Origin of the sequence: Bradyrhizobium sp. LHD-71 (assembly GCF_031157255.1) — a bacterium.
Taxonomy (GTDB): Bacteria; Pseudomonadota; Alphaproteobacteria; order Rhizobiales; family Xanthobacteraceae; genus P52-10.
In genome coordinates this window covers 1-17,090 of record NZ_JAVIFX010000051.1, presented here as the reverse complement: position 1 = coordinate 17,090, position 17,090 = coordinate 1, and the positions used below count along the sequence as shown (strand labels likewise).

The 17,090-nt window shown below is 64.6% G+C and carries 13 protein-coding genes; 5 read left to right on the top strand and 8 right to left on the bottom strand.

Annotation, left to right across the window (positions count from 1 at the left end):
* Nucleotides 1-7: 7 nt before the first annotated feature.
* From RCO31_RS33550 to RCO31_RS33540, 3 genes are all read right to left on the bottom strand, one after another.
* Entirely contained in the window at nt 8-259 is a 252-nt protein-coding gene (locus RCO31_RS33550; protein WP_308972734.1) for a hypothetical protein, read from the bottom strand.
* Between the two features lie 99 nt (nt 260-358).
* On the bottom strand, nt 359-886 hold the full coding sequence (locus tag RCO31_RS33545) for an ActR/PrrA/RegA family redox response regulator transcription factor (RefSeq protein WP_308972752.1): 528 nt from the start codon (nt 884-886) through the stop codon (nt 359-361).
* A 133-nt stretch (nt 887-1,019) separates the two neighbouring features.
* Nucleotides 1,020-2,333: an ActS/PrrB/RegB family redox-sensitive histidine kinase gene (locus RCO31_RS33540; RefSeq protein ID WP_308972733.1), complete on the bottom strand. Its 1,314-nt coding sequence runs from the start codon at nt 2,331-2,333 to the stop codon at nt 1,020-1,022.
* Nucleotides 2,334-2,668: 335 nt separating this feature from the next.
* Here RCO31_RS33540 and rnk point away from each other — a divergent pair, with 335 nt between their 5' ends.
* From rnk to RCO31_RS33525, 3 genes are all read left to right on the top strand, one after another.
* A complete protein-coding gene (gene rnk / locus RCO31_RS33535) occupies nt 2,669-3,061 on the top strand; it encodes a nucleoside diphosphate kinase regulator (protein ID WP_308972732.1) in 393 nt (130 codons plus the stop codon).
* Between the two features lie 135 nt (nt 3,062-3,196).
* On the top strand, nt 3,197-4,525 hold the full coding sequence (locus RCO31_RS33530; RefSeq protein ID WP_308972731.1) for a polyhydroxyalkanoate depolymerase: 1,329 nt from the start codon (nt 3,197-3,199) through the stop codon (nt 4,523-4,525).
* An 18-nt stretch (nt 4,526-4,543) separates the two neighbouring features.
* On the top strand, nt 4,544-5,350 hold the full coding sequence (locus RCO31_RS33525; protein WP_308972730.1) for a SprT family zinc-dependent metalloprotease: 807 nt from the start codon (nt 4,544-4,546) through the stop codon (nt 5,348-5,350).
* Here RCO31_RS33525 and RCO31_RS33520 read toward each other — a convergent pair.
* From RCO31_RS33520 to RCO31_RS33510, 3 genes are all read right to left on the bottom strand, one after another.
* Nucleotides 5,347-7,518 carry a PBP1A family penicillin-binding protein gene (locus tag RCO31_RS33520; protein WP_308972729.1) on the bottom strand — a complete coding sequence of 724 codons (2,172 nt, stop codon included), beginning with the start codon at nt 7,516-7,518 and terminating at the stop codon, nt 5,347-5,349. The genes RCO31_RS33525 and RCO31_RS33520 overlap by 4 nt on opposite strands.
* A 170-nt stretch (nt 7,519-7,688) precedes the next feature.
* Nucleotides 7,689-8,054 (bottom strand): DUF1304 domain-containing protein, encoded by a 366-nt coding sequence (locus RCO31_RS33515; protein WP_308972728.1) that lies wholly within the window; start codon nt 8,052-8,054, stop codon nt 7,689-7,691.
* 206 nt (nt 8,055-8,260) lie between these two features.
* Entirely contained in the window at nt 8,261-11,050 is a 2,790-nt protein-coding gene (locus RCO31_RS33510) for a [protein-PII] uridylyltransferase (RefSeq protein WP_308972751.1), read from the bottom strand.
* A gap of 324 nt (nt 11,051-11,374) precedes the next feature.
* Between RCO31_RS33510 and RCO31_RS33505 the strand changes: the two genes are divergently transcribed.
* Both RCO31_RS33505 and RCO31_RS33500 read left to right on the top strand, forming a co-directional pair.
* Nucleotides 11,375-12,184: a hypothetical protein gene (locus RCO31_RS33505; RefSeq protein ID WP_308972727.1), complete on the top strand. Its 810-nt coding sequence runs from the start codon at nt 11,375-11,377 to the stop codon at nt 12,182-12,184.
* Nucleotides 12,185-12,297: 113 nt separating this feature from the next.
* Nucleotides 12,298-13,710 carry an amidohydrolase gene (locus tag RCO31_RS33500; RefSeq protein ID WP_308972726.1) on the top strand — a complete coding sequence of 471 codons (1,413 nt, stop codon included), beginning with the start codon at nt 12,298-12,300 and terminating at the stop codon, nt 13,708-13,710.
* Nucleotides 13,711-13,737: 27 nt separating this feature from the next.
* Here RCO31_RS33500 and mutS read toward each other — a convergent pair whose 3' ends face one another.
* Both mutS and RCO31_RS33490 read right to left on the bottom strand, forming a co-directional pair.
* Entirely contained in the window at nt 13,738-16,470 is a 2,733-nt protein-coding gene (gene mutS / locus RCO31_RS33495; protein ID WP_308972725.1) for a DNA mismatch repair protein MutS, read from the bottom strand.
* A gap of 138 nt (nt 16,471-16,608) precedes the next feature.
* A complete protein-coding gene (locus RCO31_RS33490; RefSeq protein WP_308972724.1) occupies nt 16,609-16,872 on the bottom strand; it encodes a hypothetical protein in 264 nt (87 codons plus the stop codon).
* Between the last annotated feature and the right edge of the window lie 218 nt (nt 16,873-17,090).

Sequence of the window (17,090 nt, the reverse complement as noted above, 5' to 3'; positions counted from 1 at the left end):
AAGCGGCTTACCGCTCGATCTCGATCGCGCCGCTCGGCACCAGGGTGCCTAACAGCGTCGCGACATAGTTCAGCGTGAGTTGGGCCGGGAACTGGGCGCAGTTGCGCACCCTGACCCGCGGTGGCGAGAAATTGCTGACCGGCCAATCGATCGCATAGTCCTCCACCAGACCGTGGCGCTTGGTGGCTTCGAGGCGGGACGAGATCGCGAGATGGCGGGCCTTGCGCATGGAAATCACACCGGGCTTCGTGAGGACCATGCCTTCAACTTCGACAGCCGAGGCCGGTTCCGCGCGGTGTCGCTCGCAGCGGCCGAAATTTTCGGCCGCCGCGTCATGCCAATGTCACGATTTCGGGCGTCAGCGCGGCGCTCGCTTGGCAAGAATCCGTTGCAGGGTGCGCCGGTGCATGTTCAGCCGGCGCGCCGTTTCCGAAACGTTGCGATTGCACATCTCGTAGATGCGCTGGATGTGCTCCCAGCGCACGCGATCCGCCGACATCGGATTTTGCGGCGGCTCGGTCTTGGTCGAACCGGTCGCAAGCAGCGCGTTGACCACGTCGTCGGCATCGGCCGGCTTCGCCAGATAATCGACGGCGCCGAGCTTCACCGCGGTGACGGCGGTGGCGATGTTGCCGTAGCCCGTGAGCACGATCGCGCGAGCATCCGGCCGCTGCCGCTTCAATGCGGAAACCACGTCGAGGCCATTGCCGTCACCGAGGCGCAGGTCGACCACAGCGAACGCAGGCGCTGCGCGCGAAATCTGCGCCAGGCCATCGGCAACGCTGTCACTGGTGCGAACGATAAAGCCGCGCGCTTCCATCGCGCGGGCGAGACGTTCAAGAAAGGCCTTGTCGTCTTCAACAATGAGAAGACTGCGGTCGGCCATGCCCAGGATGGCAGGGGAAGCGGTCGTCGGTGCGGTTTCGAGACTGCTCAAAGTGCGGCGCTCCTTTACAGCTTTGCAAGATATGGCGCTTTGGCACGGTTATGCCAAGTGTCGATTCAAACCTGTCTAATCGTTAATCTGCCGGTTCCGGCGGTACGTCGTCGATCTCGAACGTCTCGCGAGGCCAGGTGATATGCACGATGGCGCCGTGGGCCGGAAATATCCGGTTGCGGAACGATACCCTCGCGCCACTGCGCTCGAGCAGCGTGCGGGCGATGAAGACGCCGAGGCCAAGCCCGCCGGAACCGCTGTCGTTCGGTCGGCGTGACAAATACGGTTCGCCGATCTTGCGCAGGATGTCGGGAGCGATCCCTGGTCCGTCGTCGGCGATCACGATCTCGACGTTGCGCTGGTCCCACCAGGCATCGACCTCCACCGTCTCGCGCGCGAAATCGACGGCGTTCTCCAGGATGTTGCCGAGACCGTAGAGCACGCCCGGATTGCGGCGGGTGACCGGCTCGTTCTTGCCGGGTGCGGTCTGGCGAACCTTGATGGTGATGCCGAAGTCCCGATATGGGGCGACCGCCTCCTCAACCAGTGCCGAGACGCGCATCCGGTCGAACGGCGCGCCGGTCGACGACAGCTGCGTGAGCTTTGCAAGGATGTCGCGGCAGCGCTGGGTCTGTTCGCGCAAGGTCCGGATGTCGGCGGCGATCGGCGTTGTCGGATCAAGCGACTTTTCGAGTTCGCGCACGATCAGCGTGATCGTCGACAGCGGCGTGCCGAGTTCGTGCGCAGCGGCTGCAGCAAGGCCGTCGAGCTGGGTCAGATGCTGCTCGCGCGTCAGCACCAGTTCGGCCGCGGCGAGCGCGTCGGACAGCTTGCGCGCCTGCTCGGTCGCCTGAAACGCGTACAGGCTCGTGACGCCGATCGCGACGATCGTCGAGATCCAGACGGCGATGTTGTAGGTGGCCGGCAACACCAGCGGATCGTCTTCCGACCACGGCAGCGGCAGGTGCCAGATCGCCAGCGCCGTGGCGCTCGCGGCGGCGAATGCGGCCAGCGCCAGCGTCAGGCGCGGCGGCAACGCGGTCGCCGCGATCAGTGTCGGCGCAAGCACGAGAATCGCAAACGGATTGTCGATGCCGCCGGTCAGGAACAGAAGCGCATCGAGCTCGGCGATCATCAGCGCGAGCAGGGCCGCGGCGTGCTTCGGCTTGAGCCGGCGCATCGGATTGAACGCGATCTGCAGCACGATGTTCACGATCGCCGAGAACGCGATCACCGACAGGCAGGGGATCAGCGGCAGTTCGAAGTCGAGCGCCTGCTCGACGACGAAGATGGTCGCAAGCTGCCCCAGCACAGCCAGCCAGCGCAGCCGCAGGATCGTATCCAGCCGCACATGCGGGCGCGGTTCGCGAAAGTCGGTGGCGGCGGCGTCGGACATGTTGCCAACTCTAGCCGTGCCGCTCGGCGGTCACAAACAAGCGGCCAGGGCAAGGGCGGCCGCAGCAAGGGTGGCCGCGGCGTCTGGATGAGTTGACTTTCGTCACTTTCAACATACGTTATCCCAATGACGTTGTTCGTCCGCCAAGAACAGAAGTTTTTTCGCGCAGGTCATCTCCACGCAGGCAGGTGACCCGGGCGGCTGCGCGCGTGCCCCGTCCGGGCTGATTACATCGCACTTCAACATCAAACGTTTCTTTACGCTCCGCGTCGCCGGCGTTCATGGCGAGGCGGAGAAACCGGACCGTAGCGTTGCTGCGGTCAAGGAGTGTTCCAATGAATTTCCCGCACCCGGAGCTGCCGCCGATCGCGATCACCGCCAGCGATTCTGAGCGCCTGTCGCGTCTGATCGATGCTCTGGCCGAGAAATATCCGGAGACGACGGATTTCCTCGCCCGCGAGATCGAGCGCGCGCAGATTCTGCCGGCCGACGAGGTTCCGCCGGGGCTGGTGGTGATGGGCTCGGATGTGACGTTTCGCGACGACGCCACCGGCGAGGTTCGCCGCGCGACGCTCGTCTATCCCGCCGAGGCGGATATCGCCGCAGGAAAGATCTCGGTGCTCAGCCCGATCGGGGCGGCGCTGATCGGCATGTCGGTCGGCCACTCGATCGAGACCCAGACGCCGTCGGGCGGCTCGCGGACGCTCACCGTGCTCAATGTCGCGTGATGTGGCGCTAAGGCCGCCGCGACAAGGCTCTTTAAACCTTTGGCTAAGGATCCCGGGATGACCTGAGGCGCATTGACGCGCCCGGCTCCTGGCTCCATTATGCTGCGCTGCAAAAGGGGTTTTGGGAAGACATTGATGCCAATTGGTGAATTTGGCGGCGCGCCTGCCGCAGCAACCGAAGGCGCGCCGGTCGTAACGACGCCGCTCTACTGGATGTACGAGATGGGGCAGGCGTCGCTCAATCCGCTCCGCGCGATGACCGATGCGACGAAGCTCCTGTTCGAAAATCCGCTCAATCCGCTCGCGCACACTGAGTTCGGCAAATCGATCGCGGCAAGCTGCGAGCTGTTCGAGCGCACGACGCGCCGTTACGGCAAGCCGGAATGGGGCATCAAGGATGTCGAGGTCGCAGGTTCACGCGTGCCGGTGCATATCCATTCGATCTGGGAGCGGCCGTTCTGCAAGCTCCTGTATTTCGAGCGCCTGATCACGCGCCCGCCGCGCAAGCCGCAGCCGCGCGTTCTGATCGTGGCGCCGATGTCGGGCCACTATGCGACGCTGCTGCGCGGCACGGTGCAGGCGCTTCTGCCCGATCATGACGTCTACATCACCGACTGGGCGGACGCGCGCATGGTGCCGCTGTCGGCCGGCCGCTTCGATCTTGATGACTACATCGACTACGTGATCGAGATGCTGCAATTCCTCGGCGGCAACATTCACGTCGTCGCGGTGTGCCAGCCGTCCGTGCCGGTCATCGCGGCCGCAGCGCTGATGGAAGCGACGAAGGATCCGTTCGTGCCGCTGTCGATGACGCTGATGGGCGGGCCGATCGACACCCGCAGCAATCCGACAGCGGTGAACGATCTCGCGCAGGAGCGCGGCATCGAATGGTTCCGCAACAATGTCATCACCCGCGTGCCGTTTCCTCATCCGGGCTTCATGCGCGACGTCTATCCCGGCTTCCTGCAGCTCAACGGCTTCGTCAGCATGAATCTCGATCGCCACATCGACGCGCACAAAAACCTGTTCCGACACCTCGTCGAAGGCGACGGCGATTCCGCGCAGAAGCACCGCGAATTCTACGACGAATATCTCGCTGTGATGGATCTCGCCGCCGAATACTATCTGCAGACCGTCGATACTGTCTTCGTCAAGCATGCCCTGCCGAAAGGTGAGATGACTCACCGCGGCAAACCGGTGGACCTGACCAAGATCGAGCGCATTGCGCTGATGACGGTCGAGGGCGAGAAGGACGACATCTCCGGCATTGGCCAGACCGAGGCCGCGCACCGGCTGTGCTCGTCGCTCAGCTCCGATAAGAAGGTGCACTACATGCAGAAGGGCGTCGGCCACTATGGCGTCTTCAACGGCTCGCGCTTCCGATCGGAGATCGTGCCGCGCATCTCCGACTTCATGCACAACGCCGCGCTGGCGCGGAAATTTCACGTCGTCGGCGGACGGTGATGCCGTATAGTCGCGCGTATGAGTCGCGACGCCCGACATCCGCTCAGGTGGCTGCCGCTTCTACGCAGCGGCAAGCCGCCGCGGCCGCCGGTTGCCCGTAGTCCGGCGCCGCAGGTCATCGCCGTTGAAGCCGACGGCGAGACTTATGACATCACGGTCCGTCGCCATCGTCTCGCCCGCCGCTACACACTGCGTATTCACGCCACTCGCCGCGAAGCGATGCTGTCGATGCCGATGCGCGGCAGCCTCGCCGACGCCAAGGAATTCGCGCAGCGGCACGGCGCGTGGCTGGCCGAGCGACTGCGCAAGCTGCCGGATGGGGTCGCCTTCCGCGACGGCGCGAGCGTGCCGCTGCGTGGCGAGCAGGTTCGTATCGTCCACCGGCCCCGCGCGCGCGGCACCGTCTGGCTCGAATGCGGCGACGACGGTACGAACCTGCTTTGCGTTGCGGGCGACGCTGCGCACACCGCGCGTCGCGTCAAGGACCATCTGAAACGCGAGGCGCGTCGCGACCTCGCCATCTCCGTGCGTCACTATGCTGAGACGCTCGGTGTGACGTTCCGACGGATCAGCATTCGCGACCCATCGAGTCGCTGGGGCTCCTGCAATTCCGATGGCGTGCTGTCGTTCTCTTGGCGGCTAATTCTTGCGCCGCCCTATGTGCTCGACTACCTCGCCGCGCATGAAGTGGCGCACCTGGTCGAGATGAACCATTCGGTCCGCTTCTGGCGCGTCGTCGCGCGCATCTGTCCGGAGATGGATCGCGCAAAAGCGTGGCTGAACGCGCATGGCAACGACCTGCACCGATACGGGCTGGACGGCTAGCGCGCTTGCCGGCCCAGCAGCTTTTCCATCAACCAGCCGTCAATGCCGGCCTCGGCGACCGGGCGCTGTGAGGATTGCGCCTGCGCGGTACGTGCGGCGGGACGCGGAGCATGTTGCGGCGGCGCCGATTGAGCCGTGGTGAAGTTCGAGAAGAACCCGCCTGCACCGCCACTGCCGCCGCCCGGCAGCGCAGCGACGGGGATGCCTTGATGCGCCGTACGCATGAAGCGAGTCCAGACCTCCACCGGCAGCCCGCCGCCGGTTGCCTTCTTGGTCGGTGAGTTGTCGTCGTTGCCGAGCCAGACGCCGGTCACGAGGTTCGCGGTGTAGCCGACGAACCACGCATCGCGGAAATCCTGGCTGGTGCCGGTCTTGCCGGCGGCCGGCCAGCCGGGAATCTCGGCCTTGCGGGCAGTGCCCGACAGCAAGGTTTCCTGCATCATCGCGTTCATCATGCTGACGGAGCGCGCATCCACGATCTGTCCGAACAGTTCCGCAGGCCGTCTGTAGAGGGTCTTGTTGCCCTCGGCGGTGCGGATCCTCAGCACCACGTGCGGGGTCGCGCTTTGGCCGCCGTTCGCGAACGGGGTGTAGGCGCCGGTCAGTTCGAGCAACGTCACTTCGGACGTGCCGAGCGCCAGCGACGCGTTGGCTTCAAGCTTCGAGGCAATGCCAAGCCGGTGCGCCGTGCGCACGATGCTCTTCGCGCCGACCTCGATACCGAGCCGCACGGCAACCGTGTTGAGCGACATCGCCAGCGCCTGAGTCAGCGTCACCGGACCGAAATATTCCCTGGTGTAGTTCTCGGGCGTCCAGCCCTTCACGTTGATCGGCGAATCCTGCCGCACCGTGTCGGGCGTCAGGCCGTTTTCGATCGCGGTCAGGAATACGAACGGTTTGAAGGCGGACCCGGGTTGCCGCTTCGCCGTGACGGCGCGGTTGAACTGGCTGTCCGCATAGTTGCGGCCGCCGACCAGCGCGCGCACGGCGCCCCGCGGCGTCATCGCCACCAGCGCGCCCTGCGTGACGTTGAACTTCACGCTCTTCGCCGCGAGCTCGTCGATGATCGCAGCTTCCGCTACCGCCTGGAGTCTCGAATCGATCGAGGTCTCGACGATGATGTTCTGCTCGACCTGGCCGACGAGATCGTCCAGCACGTCGACGATCCAGTCGGCGACGTAGTTGATCGTGCCCGCACTGGCGGCCTTCACCGTGTAGGCAGGATTGCCGATCGCCGCCTTGGCCTGAGCCTCGGTGATGAAGCCCGCCTCCGCCATCGCGCCGAGCACGGTATTGGCGCGCCGCTCCGCGCCGTCCGGGTTGCGGTTCGGCGCCAGCCGCGACGGCGATTTGACGATGCCGGCCAGCATCGCCGCTTCCGCGAGCGTGACGTTGCGTGCCGACTTGCCGAAATATTTCTGCGCTGCCGCCTCGACGCCATAGGCGCCCGAGCCGAAATAGACGCGGTTCAGGTAGAGCTCGAGGATCGCGTTCTTCGAGTACTTGTGCTCAAGCCACAGGGCGAGCTCGGCCTCCTGCAGCTTGCGCATCAATGTGCGCTCCTGCGTAAGGAAGAGGTTCTTCGCAAGCTGCTGTGTCAGCGTCGAGCCGCCCTGGCTGACGCCGCGATGCATGATGTTCGCGACCGCTGCGCGGGCGATGCCCATCGGATCGATGCCCATATGCGAATAGAAGCGCCGGTCCTCGATGGCGATGAAGGCCTTCGGCAGATGCGCAGGCAGTTCCTTCAGCGCGATGTTGGTGCCGGCCATCTCGCCGCGCGTGGCGAGAATGCTGCCGTCGATACCGGCAATCTGAATGGTCGGTGGGCGCTTCGGTACTTCAAGCGACTGGATCGGTGGCAGGTGGGCGCCAACCCAGATGATCACGCCGATTGCGCCGATGACGGCCCAGAGGCCCAGCACGGCGCTCCAGTAAAAAACCTTCTTGAAGGCTGCGCCGAAATGGCGCGACCGCTTCTTGCGCCGGGCGGAGGATTTCGGCTTGTCGCCGTCGCCGGCCTTGCGCTTGCTCATGGCCGGCTGCGGTTCGCGCTCGTTGGATGGGCCGACGCGGTCGTCGCGCGAGAGGCGAAGATCGTACAGCGATCCCGTGAAGCCGAATCGTGGCTCCTTGCGTGATGCATTGTTTCGCTGCCCCCAGAACATACGCCGACAAACCTGGTCCGGTGCCCCATAGGCGTTCAAAGGACGGCGTCGCTTCGCTCGCCTATAGCCGTTCAAAGAACGGCGTCGCTTCGCTCGCCTATGGCTGCTGCAACGCTAGCGGCCGGGGTTTAAGAGCGAGTTAAGCAGAAGTTAACGGGGGTTTATGGTCGCTACCGGAAGATCCAAAGCAGTGCGAGCGCGACGATCGCGGGCAGCGCCTGGATAAAGAAGATGCGTCGGCTCACTGAATACGCGCCATAAATGCCTGCGATGACGACGCAGCCGAGGAAGAACGTCTTGATATGCAGCGCCGACAGCGGCCATTGGTAGAACACGGCCCAGATCAGGCCCGCCGCGAGAAATCCGTTATACAGCCCCTGATTGGCAGCGAGCACCGCAGTGTCGCGGGCGCGTTCCGGCGTGTTGCGGAACGTCCGCAGGCCGATCGGCTTCTGCCAGAGAAACATCTCGAGGGTCAGAAAATAGACGTGCAGCAGCGCGACGACGAGCACCAGCAGATCGGCGACCAAGAGCATACGATTTCCCAAACTGCGCATGAGAGCTAGTGTCCCGAATCCGAAGTTCGCCATACTTCGCAGCGAGCTCAGAGCGAACTTCGGATTTCGATCAGGACACTAGCAAGTTTATGATTCTAGTGTCGTTTATGGATCAGAAATTCGCACGATGGACTCGCGGCAACGATGGTGCGAATTTCTGATCCACGACACCAGGCGCGCTCGCATCAAGCCGCGGGCTTGCTGGCGGTGTCGTCCTCGGCGAGCAGATGGATGAGGGCGCGCTTGATTGCCGCCTGCCGCGTCGGCGCGGTGATCTGTGCGCCCAACAGGTCCGTGACATAGAACACGTCGCGCGCGCGCTCGCCGAAGGTCGCCACATGCGCAGAGGCGATGTTGAGATTGAGCTTCGAAATCGTCGTCGTGAGCTGATACAGCAGGCCCGGACGGTCGAGGCCTGATACCTCGATCACCGTGTAGCGTTCCGACCATTGATTGTTGATCGACACCTCCGGCTCGACGGTGAACGGCTTGGTCCGCGCCCGGGCGCCGGCGCGGCGGGCGACCACTTCAGGCAACCGCACCTTGCCTTCCAGCGCGTGTTCGATGGTCTCGCCGATACGGGTCGCCCGGCGGCCCTCGTCCTCATCGCGGTCGTATTCGCGCGACACCGAGATGGTGTCCAGCGCAAGGCCGTCGGTCGTGGTGTAGATCTGCGCATCGACAATGTTCGCCCCGGCCGACGCGCAGGCACCGGCGATGATCGACAGGAGCCACGGATGGTCGGGGGCGAGAATGGTCAGCTCGGTCACGCCGCGCGCCTCGTCGTAGCCGACGTTGACCGCGAGCTTGTGTCCGGCCTTCTCGCTGTTGGCAATGAAGCGGGCGTGACGGATCTTTTGCGCGAGATCGACCTTGAGCCAGTACGCCGGATAATGGCGGGCGATGTAAGCCTCGACCTCGGTCTGCGGCCATTCCTTGAAGGCGTCGCGGAATTCCGTCTGCGCCATCGCGATGCGCTGGGACCGGTTGACTTCGGAGAAGCCGCCGGTCAGCGCGGGCTCGGTTTCATAATAAAGTGTGCGCAGCAGCTGCGCTTTCCAGCCATTCCAGACGCCCGGACCGACGCCGCGGATGTCGGCGGTGGTGAGGATCGTCAGTAACTTCAGTTGCTCGAGCGACTGCACCACGCCGGCGAAATTCTCGATGGTGCGGCGATCGGACAGGTCGCGCGACTGCGCGACCGTCGACATTGTCAGGTGCTCCTGGATCAGCCACGCCACGAGCTCGGTATCGGCCGCACTCAAGCCGAACCGAGGGCATAGCCTGCGGGCGACCTTCGCGCCGGCAATCGAGTGATCCTCCGGCCGGCCCTTGGCGATGTCGTGCAGGAAGACCGCAACGTACAGCGCAATGCGATGTTCCGGCTGGATCTTCCGCATCAGGTCGCTCGCCAGCGCGAACTCCTCGTTGCCGCCGCGCTCGATGTCCTGAAGAATGCCGATACAGCGCAACAGATGCTCGTCCACCGTGTAGTGGTGATACATGTTGAACTGCATCATCGAGACGATCTTGCCGAAGGTGCGGATGAATTTTCCGAGCACGCCGGTCTCGTTCATCCGCCGCAGCACGATCTCCGCATCGTTCGATGTGAGGATCTCGAGAAACAACCTGTTGGCTTCGTCGCTCTCACGGACCTTCTGATCGATCAAGTACAACGAACGCTTGGCGGCGCGCATGGCGTCCGGATGGAACGCGAGATCGTGCTTCTGGGCGAGGCGGAAGATGCGAAGCAGGTTGACCGGATCGTGCTGGAATACATCCGGCACCGCGAGGTTGATGCGGTTGTAATCGACCACGAAATCGTCGCTGTCGCTCAGGCGACGCTTCGGCGACGGGCGAAACTTGGCCATCATCCGGCTCAGTACCGGCGCCGGCTTCGCCTGCTGGTCCTCGAGCTTGGCGCAGAGAATGGCCGTCAGGTCGCCGACGTCCTTTGCTATCAGGAAGTAGTGCTTCATGAAGCGCTCGACGTCCTGCATGCCGGGATGCGAGGTATAGCCGAGCCGCACCGCCATCTCGCGCTGAATGTCGAACGACAGTCGCTCCTCGGCGCGCTTGGCAAAGAAGTGCATGTTGCAGCGGACCGACCAGAGGAAATCCTCGCACCGGCGGAAGGTGCGATATTCCTGAGCGTCGAACACGCCGCGCTCGACGAGCTCGCTGGTGTCGCGAACGCGGTAGACGTATTTCGAGATCCAGAACAGCGTGTGAAGGTCACGCAAGCCGCCCTTGCCGTCCTTCACGTTCGGTTCGACCAGATAGCGCGACTGGCCGGCGCGGCGATGGCGTTCCTCGCGTTCGGCGAGCTTCGCGGTGACGAATTCGGACGCCGTGCCCTGCACCACCTGCTTGTCGAACCGCGTCACCAGTTCATCGTAGAGCGTCCGCTCGCCGACAAGAAAGCGGGTCTCGAGCACGGCGGTGCGGATCGTCATGTCGGCGCGGGCCTGCCGGATCGATTCGTCGATCGAGCGAGTGGCATGGCCGACCTTCAGCCCCATGTCCCAGAGACAATAGAGGATCGCTTCGGCGACCGATTCGCCCCATGCGGTCTGCTTGTAGGGCAGCAGAAACAACAGATCGATATCGGATTCCGGCGCCATCAGGCCACGGCCATAGCCGCCGGTCGCGACGATCGCCATCCGCTCGGAGTCGGATGGAAGCAGGCTCTTGTAGAGATGACGGGTCGCTGCGTCGAACAGGAGGCCTATGATGGAATCGTGCAGGAAGCACAGCCGCTCGGCGCAACGGCGGCCGTGGCGATCCTTCAAAAGCTGCGCCTGAGCGGCAGCGCGTCCGGCGGCCAGCTCGCCCTTGAGAAGCTGCGTGATCGCCGCGCGGAAGGCGTCGTCCCGGCCTTCCATCTTCACCGCGAGAGCATCGATCTCGGCGCCGATCCGCACGGGATCGAACTCCGTTTCGACAGAGACGCTTCGGGTGACGGCCGTATCCATTCGCATCGGATATCGGACGGTTCGCATGGTGTCATCAGCCTTTCGTTGCGGCGCACCGCAACCTTTGCGGCATCCACCCCTCCCATCTGGTGGGGCGTGAGGTGCCCGGCGACCTCGAGGCAAGCTCGGAAACCGCTAACGCTTTGAAAAATCCGAGCTTTTTCTGTGCGACGGGACGCTCAGGGCGATGATCGCGCCTCTGCACGAGATATAGTGAGCCTAAGCATGCAGTCATGCCCTCCGTCGGGTTGCCTCGGCGGCGCTGGTATCTCATGAGTGGCGATATGAATGCCTCGCGACTCGCGGGCATGCGCAAGGCTCTCGATGTCTCCTGAACTGCAGTTCTGGTTGCTGTTGCTGTTAAAAATGGCAGTGACGGCGGGTTTCGTGGTGTCCGCGACCGTCGTTGCAGAACGTGCCGGTCCTGTCGTGGCTGCGATGATCGCCACGCTGCCGATCGCCGCCGGCCCGGCCTATGTTTTCGTGGCCCTGCATCATGACCCGAGCTTCGTCGCGCAGAGCGCGTTGGCGAGCCTTGTCGTCAACGTCGCGACGGCGGTATTCGCGCTGGTCTACGCCGCGCTGGCACAGCGGCACGGCCGGGCCGCAAGTGTGCTGCCGGCGTTGGCGGTGTGGCTTGTGCTGGCCGCGGTGGTCAACACGCTGCCATGGACGACGCTGACGGCCGTCATCTTGAACGCGATCGGTCTGCCCGTCTGCATCGCGATCGGTAACCGCTTCCGCCATGTGCATGTCCCTCCGGTGCGGCGGCGCTGGACCGATCTGCTGGTGCGGGCAGGCATGGTGGCTGTCCTCGTCGCCCTGGTCGTCTCGGCCAGCGAGGCGGTCGGTCCGAAGGTGACGGGGCTGCTGGCGGTCTTTCCCATCGTGCTGTCGAGCCTGATCCTCATCCTGCATCCACGTATCGGCGGGCCTGCGACCGCCGCCGTGCTCGCGAACACGCTGTTGGGCCTTGCAGGATTTTCATTGTGCTGTCTGACCGCACACCTTCTCGTCACGCGCGTCGGAACGGTCACGGGACTTGTCGCCGCGCTCCTCGTCGCGGTCGCCTGCAATCTGGTGTTCTGGGCCTTCCGGCGGCGATCGGCGCTTGCCGCAGCTTCGCGGGCGTAGTGCGCTCATCTGACGTCCGGGCGTTTTTGCAAAGGCGACCAACGCTGAACGGCTCTTGACCATTTGGCGCAAAAGCAATCCGCTGCCAGCGTGGATCTTTGAGGGGTTAGGTCATGCGGCTTTTTGGACGCTCGTCGGCTCCGCCTACATTCATCGCCGAAATTATCGATACGCAACCGAGCAGACGCGCCTTGCTGCACACGGCTTGTGCGTGCGGCGCGCTCGGCCTGCTGCGGCCTGTCGCAGCATTGGCACAGATGCAGCCGGCCGCGGCCGCCGGGCCGTCGCGCGTAATCCACGATGCGCTCGATCAGGCTGCGCAAGCCATCGAAGCCAGGATGATCGCCTGGCGGCGCGACATTCACGCCAACCCTGAACTGGGCAATCAGGAGAAGCGAACAGCCGGGCTGGTCGCGCAGCACCTGAAGTCGTTGGGTTATGAGGTCCGTGAAGGCGTCGCCGAAACCGGCGTGGTCGGTCTGTTGAAAGGCGAAGGCGGTCCGGGACCGGTCATCGCCTTGCGGGCCGATATGGACGCGCTGCCGGTCACCGAAGAGGTCGACCTGCCGTTTGCCTCGAAAGTCAGGACGCAGTGGGGCCGCGAGACCGTCGGCGTGATGCACGCATGCGGACACGATTGCCATGTCGCGATCCTGATGGCGGCGGCAGAGGTTATCGCGAACATGCGCAAGGATCTGCGCGGCACCGTCAAGCTGCTGTTCCAGCCGGCAGAAGAAGGGCTGCCGCCCGGGCAAGCTGGTGGTGCCCGCGTGATGGTTCAGCAGGGCGTCATGGAGAATCCGAAGCCCGACGCGGTGTTCGGCCTGCATGTGGGCTCGGGCTTGCCGGTCGGCACGCTGGCATATCGGCCGGGTGTCTCGACGGCGGGCAGCGATTCATTCCGCATCATCGTGCACGGCAAGCAGACCCATGGGGCGCGGCCATGGGCCGGGGTCGATCCCGTCGTCATCGGCGCTTCGATCGTCACGGCGCTGCAGACGATCGTCAGTCGCGAGACCGACGTGACGCGCGAGCCCACGGTGGTGACCGTCGGCGCGTTCAGGGGTGGCCTGCGCAGCAACATCATTCCTGATAGAGCCGAGATGCAGGGCACGCTGCGTACGTTCAGCGAGCAGCAACGCACGCGGGCCAAGCGCCGCATCGGCGAGATCGCCGAGAACATCGCGCGGGGCATGAACGGATCGGCCGAGGTGTCCTGGGACGGCACCTCTTACCCGTCGGTGGTCAACGATGCAGTGCTGGTCGAGCGGATGGCGCCGTCGCTGGCGCGCGTGGGGGCGAAGACGGTCCTCTCGGAAGTGCCAAGCAGCGCCAGCGAGGACTTTTCCTATTTCGGCCAGGTCGTGCCCGGCATGTTCTTCAATGTGGGCATCGCGCGGCCTGGCGATAGCAACGTCGCGCCCAATCACTCGCCGCGGTTCCAGGTGGATGAGGCAGGCCTGATCTACGGACTGCGGGCGATGCTGCATATCGTCGCCGACTTCACCGGCAGCGGGACGGCCTGACTTTTCGAGGGCGTGCCGACGACGACCTCAATTTCCGAGCGTCTTCTTGAGGGCATACAGCGCGTCCAGTGCTTCGCGCGGTGACATGTCGTCGGGGTGCAGCGCTTCGAAGGTCTTCAACAGCTTGTCAGCCGGCGTCTCGATCTTATCTTCCGCGGCCGCGCGCGAGGGCACAGCGAACAGCGGCAGGTCGTCGGCGAGCGCGCGGGTCGTCGACGATCGGTCCTGCGCTTCAAGCTTGGCCAGGATCGTCTTCGCGCGGACGATCACGGGTGCGGGAAGACCGGCAAGCTTCGCCACCTGAATGCCGTAGGAGCGGTCGGCCGCGCCTGGCATCACCTCGTGCAGGAACACCACGTCACCCTGCCACTCCTTCACCCGCACCGTAGCATTGAACAGCCGCGGCAGTTTTGCAGCCAGCGCCGTCAGCTCGTGATAGTGCGTCGCAAACAGCGCGCGGCAGCGGTTCTCCTCGTGCAGATGCTCGATCGCCGCCCATGCGATCGACAGGCCGTCGAAGGTCGCAGTTCCCCGACCGATCTCGTCGAGGATCACCAGCGCCCGCTCGCCGGCCTGGTTCAGAATCGCGGCTGTCTCCACCATCTCGACCATGAAGGTCGAGCGTCCCCGCGCGAGATCGTCGGCGGCGCCGACGCGCGAGAACAGACGGTCGACGATACCGATGCGCGCGCGCTTCGCCGGCACGAAGCTGCCGATCTGCGCCATCAGCGCGATCAGCGCATTCTGGCGCAGGAAGGTCGATTTACCTGCCATGTTCGGACCGGTGACGATCCAGACCTGGCCCGAGGTTTCACGCACCCTCGGCGAGAGATCGCAAGCATTGGCGATGAACGGCTGCCCGTCGCGCGCCAAGGCCTGCTCCACCACCGGATGCCGACCGCCCTCGATGACGAAGTCGAGCGAGCCATCGACGTCGGGGCGAACGTAGTTCTGATCCGAGGCGAGCTTCGCCAGCGCGGTGGCCACATCCAGCGCGGCGAACGCCTGCGCTGCGGCGTGCAGATCGTCGGATGCGACGACCGCTTGCGCTGCCAGCCGCTCGAAGATCTCGAGCTCGAGCCCGAGCGCCCGGTCGGCGGCGTTGGCAATCTTGGCTTCGGTCTGGCCCAGCTCGGCTGTGGTGAAACGGACCTGGCCCGCCAGTGTCTGACGATGAATGAACGTCGCATTCAGCGGTGGCGACATCAACTTGTCGCCGTGCTGCGCCGTCACCTCGACGAAATAACCGAGCACGTTGTTGTGGCGGATCTTCAGCGCCTTGACGCCGGTCTCCTCGGCGTAGCGCGCCTGCATCGCGGCCACCACCCGTCGCGATTCGTCGCGCAGGCTTCGGGCCTCATCGAGCGCCGGCTCGTAGCCGGCGCGCACGAACCCGCCGTCGCGTTTCAACAGCGGCAATTCGTCGGCAAGCGCGCGCGCAAACTCCTGCGCCAGCGCTCGCGGCGGTTTGCGTAACGCTGTCGCTGCTGTCGCGATCTCGGCCGGCACGATATCCATCCGCGCGAGCCGCGCCAGCACCTCGTCAGCCGCCGCAATGCCGGCGCCGAGCGCTGCGAGGTCGCGCGGGCCGCCGCGGCCCACCGAGAGCCGTGCCAGCGCGCGCGCCATGTCCGGCGCCGCATGCAGCATCTTGCGCAGGTCCTCGCGGACGACCGAGTCCTCCGCAAAGGCACTCAGCGCATCGAGTCGCCTGGCAATGATCGCTGCATCCGTCGAAGGTGCGGCGAGCCGCTGCGCGAGCAGTCGCGATCCGGCCGCGGTGACGGTGCAGTCGAGCGCCGCGAGCAGTGAGCCGCGCCGCTCACCGGATAGCGTGCGCGTCAGTTCGAGGTTAGCGCGGGTCGCGGGATCGATCGCCATGGTCGTGCCGGCTGCCTCGCGCGAAGGCGGCGACAGCGGCGGACGTTTGCCGACCTGTGTGCGCTCGATATAGGTCACGCAAGCGGCGGCGGCGGTCGCTTCCAGGCGTGACAACGAGCCGAACGCCTCCATGGTCGCGACGGCGAAATAGTCGGTGAGCCTGCGCTCGGCCGTGGCACCGTCGAATACGTCGCGGGTGAGTGGTGTCACGGATGCCAGTTCGCGCAGCAACGGTCCGAGCGCATCGTCGCCGAACAGGGCATCGGCGACGATCACCTCGTTCGGGTTGATGCGGGCGATCGTCGCTGCGAGTTCGGCCGCGCTGCATTCGGTGACAGTGAATTCGGACGTCGACATGTCGATCCATGCGAGCCCCATGCGATCGCCGCCGGAGGCGGATGCTCGGGCGCGGGCGATTGCCAACAGGTAATTGTTGGCGCGCGCGTCGAGCAGCGTGTCTTCGGTCAGGGTGCCCGGGGTGACGACGCGCACGACGCCGCGCTTGACGACACTCTTGGCGCCGCGCTTCTTGGCTTCCGCCGGGTCTTCCATCTGTTCGCAAACAGCGACTCGGTGGCCGAGCGCGATCAGGCGATGCAGATAGTCTTCGGCGCGCTCCACCGGTACGCCACACATCGGGATGTCGTCCCCGGCATGCTTGCCGCGCTTGGTCAGCACGATGCCGAGCGCGCGTGAGGCGGTCTCGGCATCATCGAAGAACAACTCGTAAAAGTCGCCCATCCGGTAGAACAGCAACAGCCCCGGATTGGCAGCCTTGATCTCAAGGTACTGTTCCATCATCGGCGTGACGCGGGTCGCGCCGTCAGCGGCAGGCGCGATCGTGCGCGGCGCCTGCCGTTGCGCAGGCGGAGCGCTCATATCATCCGATGCGTCGCGCAAAGAGGGCCGTGGAACTGTCATGCAACTGCCGGGTGCTTCAGAGCACGGCAAGCTAGCAAAGTTCACACCCTGTTCCTACGCGTGGGGCGGCACTGTCCCCAGTCGAGAGCCGTTCTGTCAGTTCGTCTTTTTGGGAGCAGCCTTGGCCTTGGCGGTGCTGCCGGTCTCGGTGCCGCGCATGTTACCCCACGGATCGACGGGCTTCGCATCCGGAATGCCCTTGATCGTCGACTTGTAGGCCTCTTCGGTGGCCCGTTGCTTGGCGCGCTGTTCGGGCGTGACTTCCTTTTCCTGGTTCAGAGGAATGCCGGTGCCGAGCGGCTGGGCGACGACTGGTCCGGCCGTGACCGTCAGCAGGGCTGCAAGAAGGAAAGCACGCATGGGATATCCTTGAGAGAGCTTGGAAGCATGACGCCAGTTTGGGGCAAAAGTTGGCTGGCGCGCGGGGGTTGACGTTCGTACCAACATTGCTGCGAGTCCCGAGGACGAACGTCAAATCAAAAAAAGCGCACTGGCTTCATGAAGTTGCTAGTGTCGTGGATCAGAAATTCGCACCATCGTTGCCGCGAGTCCATCGTGCGAATTTCTGATCCATAAAC

What these genes read in the sequence shown, in the direction of transcription:
- RCO31_RS33550 (WP_308972734.1), bottom strand. Translation starts at nt 259, where the DNA reads ATGGTCCTCACGAAGCCCGGTGTGATTTCCATGCGCAAGGCCCGCCAT.
- RCO31_RS33545 (WP_308972752.1), bottom strand. Translation starts at nt 886, where the DNA reads ATGGCCGACCGCAGTCTTCTCATTGTTGAAGACGACAAGGCCTTTCTT.
- RCO31_RS33540 (WP_308972733.1), bottom strand. Translation starts at nt 2,333, where the DNA reads ATGTCCGACGCCGCCGCCACCGACTTTCGCGAACCGCGCCCGCATGTG.
- rnk (WP_308972732.1), top strand. Translation starts at nt 2,669, where the DNA reads ATGAATTTCCCGCACCCGGAGCTGCCGCCGATCGCGATCACCGCCAGC.
- RCO31_RS33530 (WP_308972731.1), top strand. Translation starts at nt 3,197, where the DNA reads ATGCCAATTGGTGAATTTGGCGGCGCGCCTGCCGCAGCAACCGAAGGC.
- RCO31_RS33525 (WP_308972730.1), top strand. Translation starts at nt 4,544, where the DNA reads ATGAGTCGCGACGCCCGACATCCGCTCAGGTGGCTGCCGCTTCTACGC.
- RCO31_RS33520 (WP_308972729.1), bottom strand. Translation starts at nt 7,518, where the DNA reads ATGTTCTGGGGGCAGCGAAACAATGCATCACGCAAGGAGCCACGATTC.
- RCO31_RS33515 (WP_308972728.1), bottom strand. Translation starts at nt 8,054, where the DNA reads ATGCTCTTGGTCGCCGATCTGCTGGTGCTCGTCGTCGCGCTGCTGCAC.
- RCO31_RS33510 (WP_308972751.1), bottom strand. Translation starts at nt 11,050, where the DNA reads ATGGATACGGCCGTCACCCGAAGCGTCTCTGTCGAAACGGAGTTCGAT.
- RCO31_RS33505 (WP_308972727.1), top strand. Translation starts at nt 11,375, where the DNA reads ATGTCTCCTGAACTGCAGTTCTGGTTGCTGTTGCTGTTAAAAATGGCA.
- RCO31_RS33500 (WP_308972726.1), top strand. Translation starts at nt 12,298, where the DNA reads ATGCGGCTTTTTGGACGCTCGTCGGCTCCGCCTACATTCATCGCCGAA.
- mutS (WP_308972725.1), bottom strand. Translation starts at nt 16,470, where the DNA reads ATGAGCGCTCCGCCTGCGCAACGGCAGGCGCCGCGCACGATCGCGCCT.
- RCO31_RS33490 (WP_308972724.1), bottom strand. Translation starts at nt 16,872, where the DNA reads ATGCGTGCTTTCCTTCTTGCAGCCCTGCTGACGGTCACGGCCGGACCA.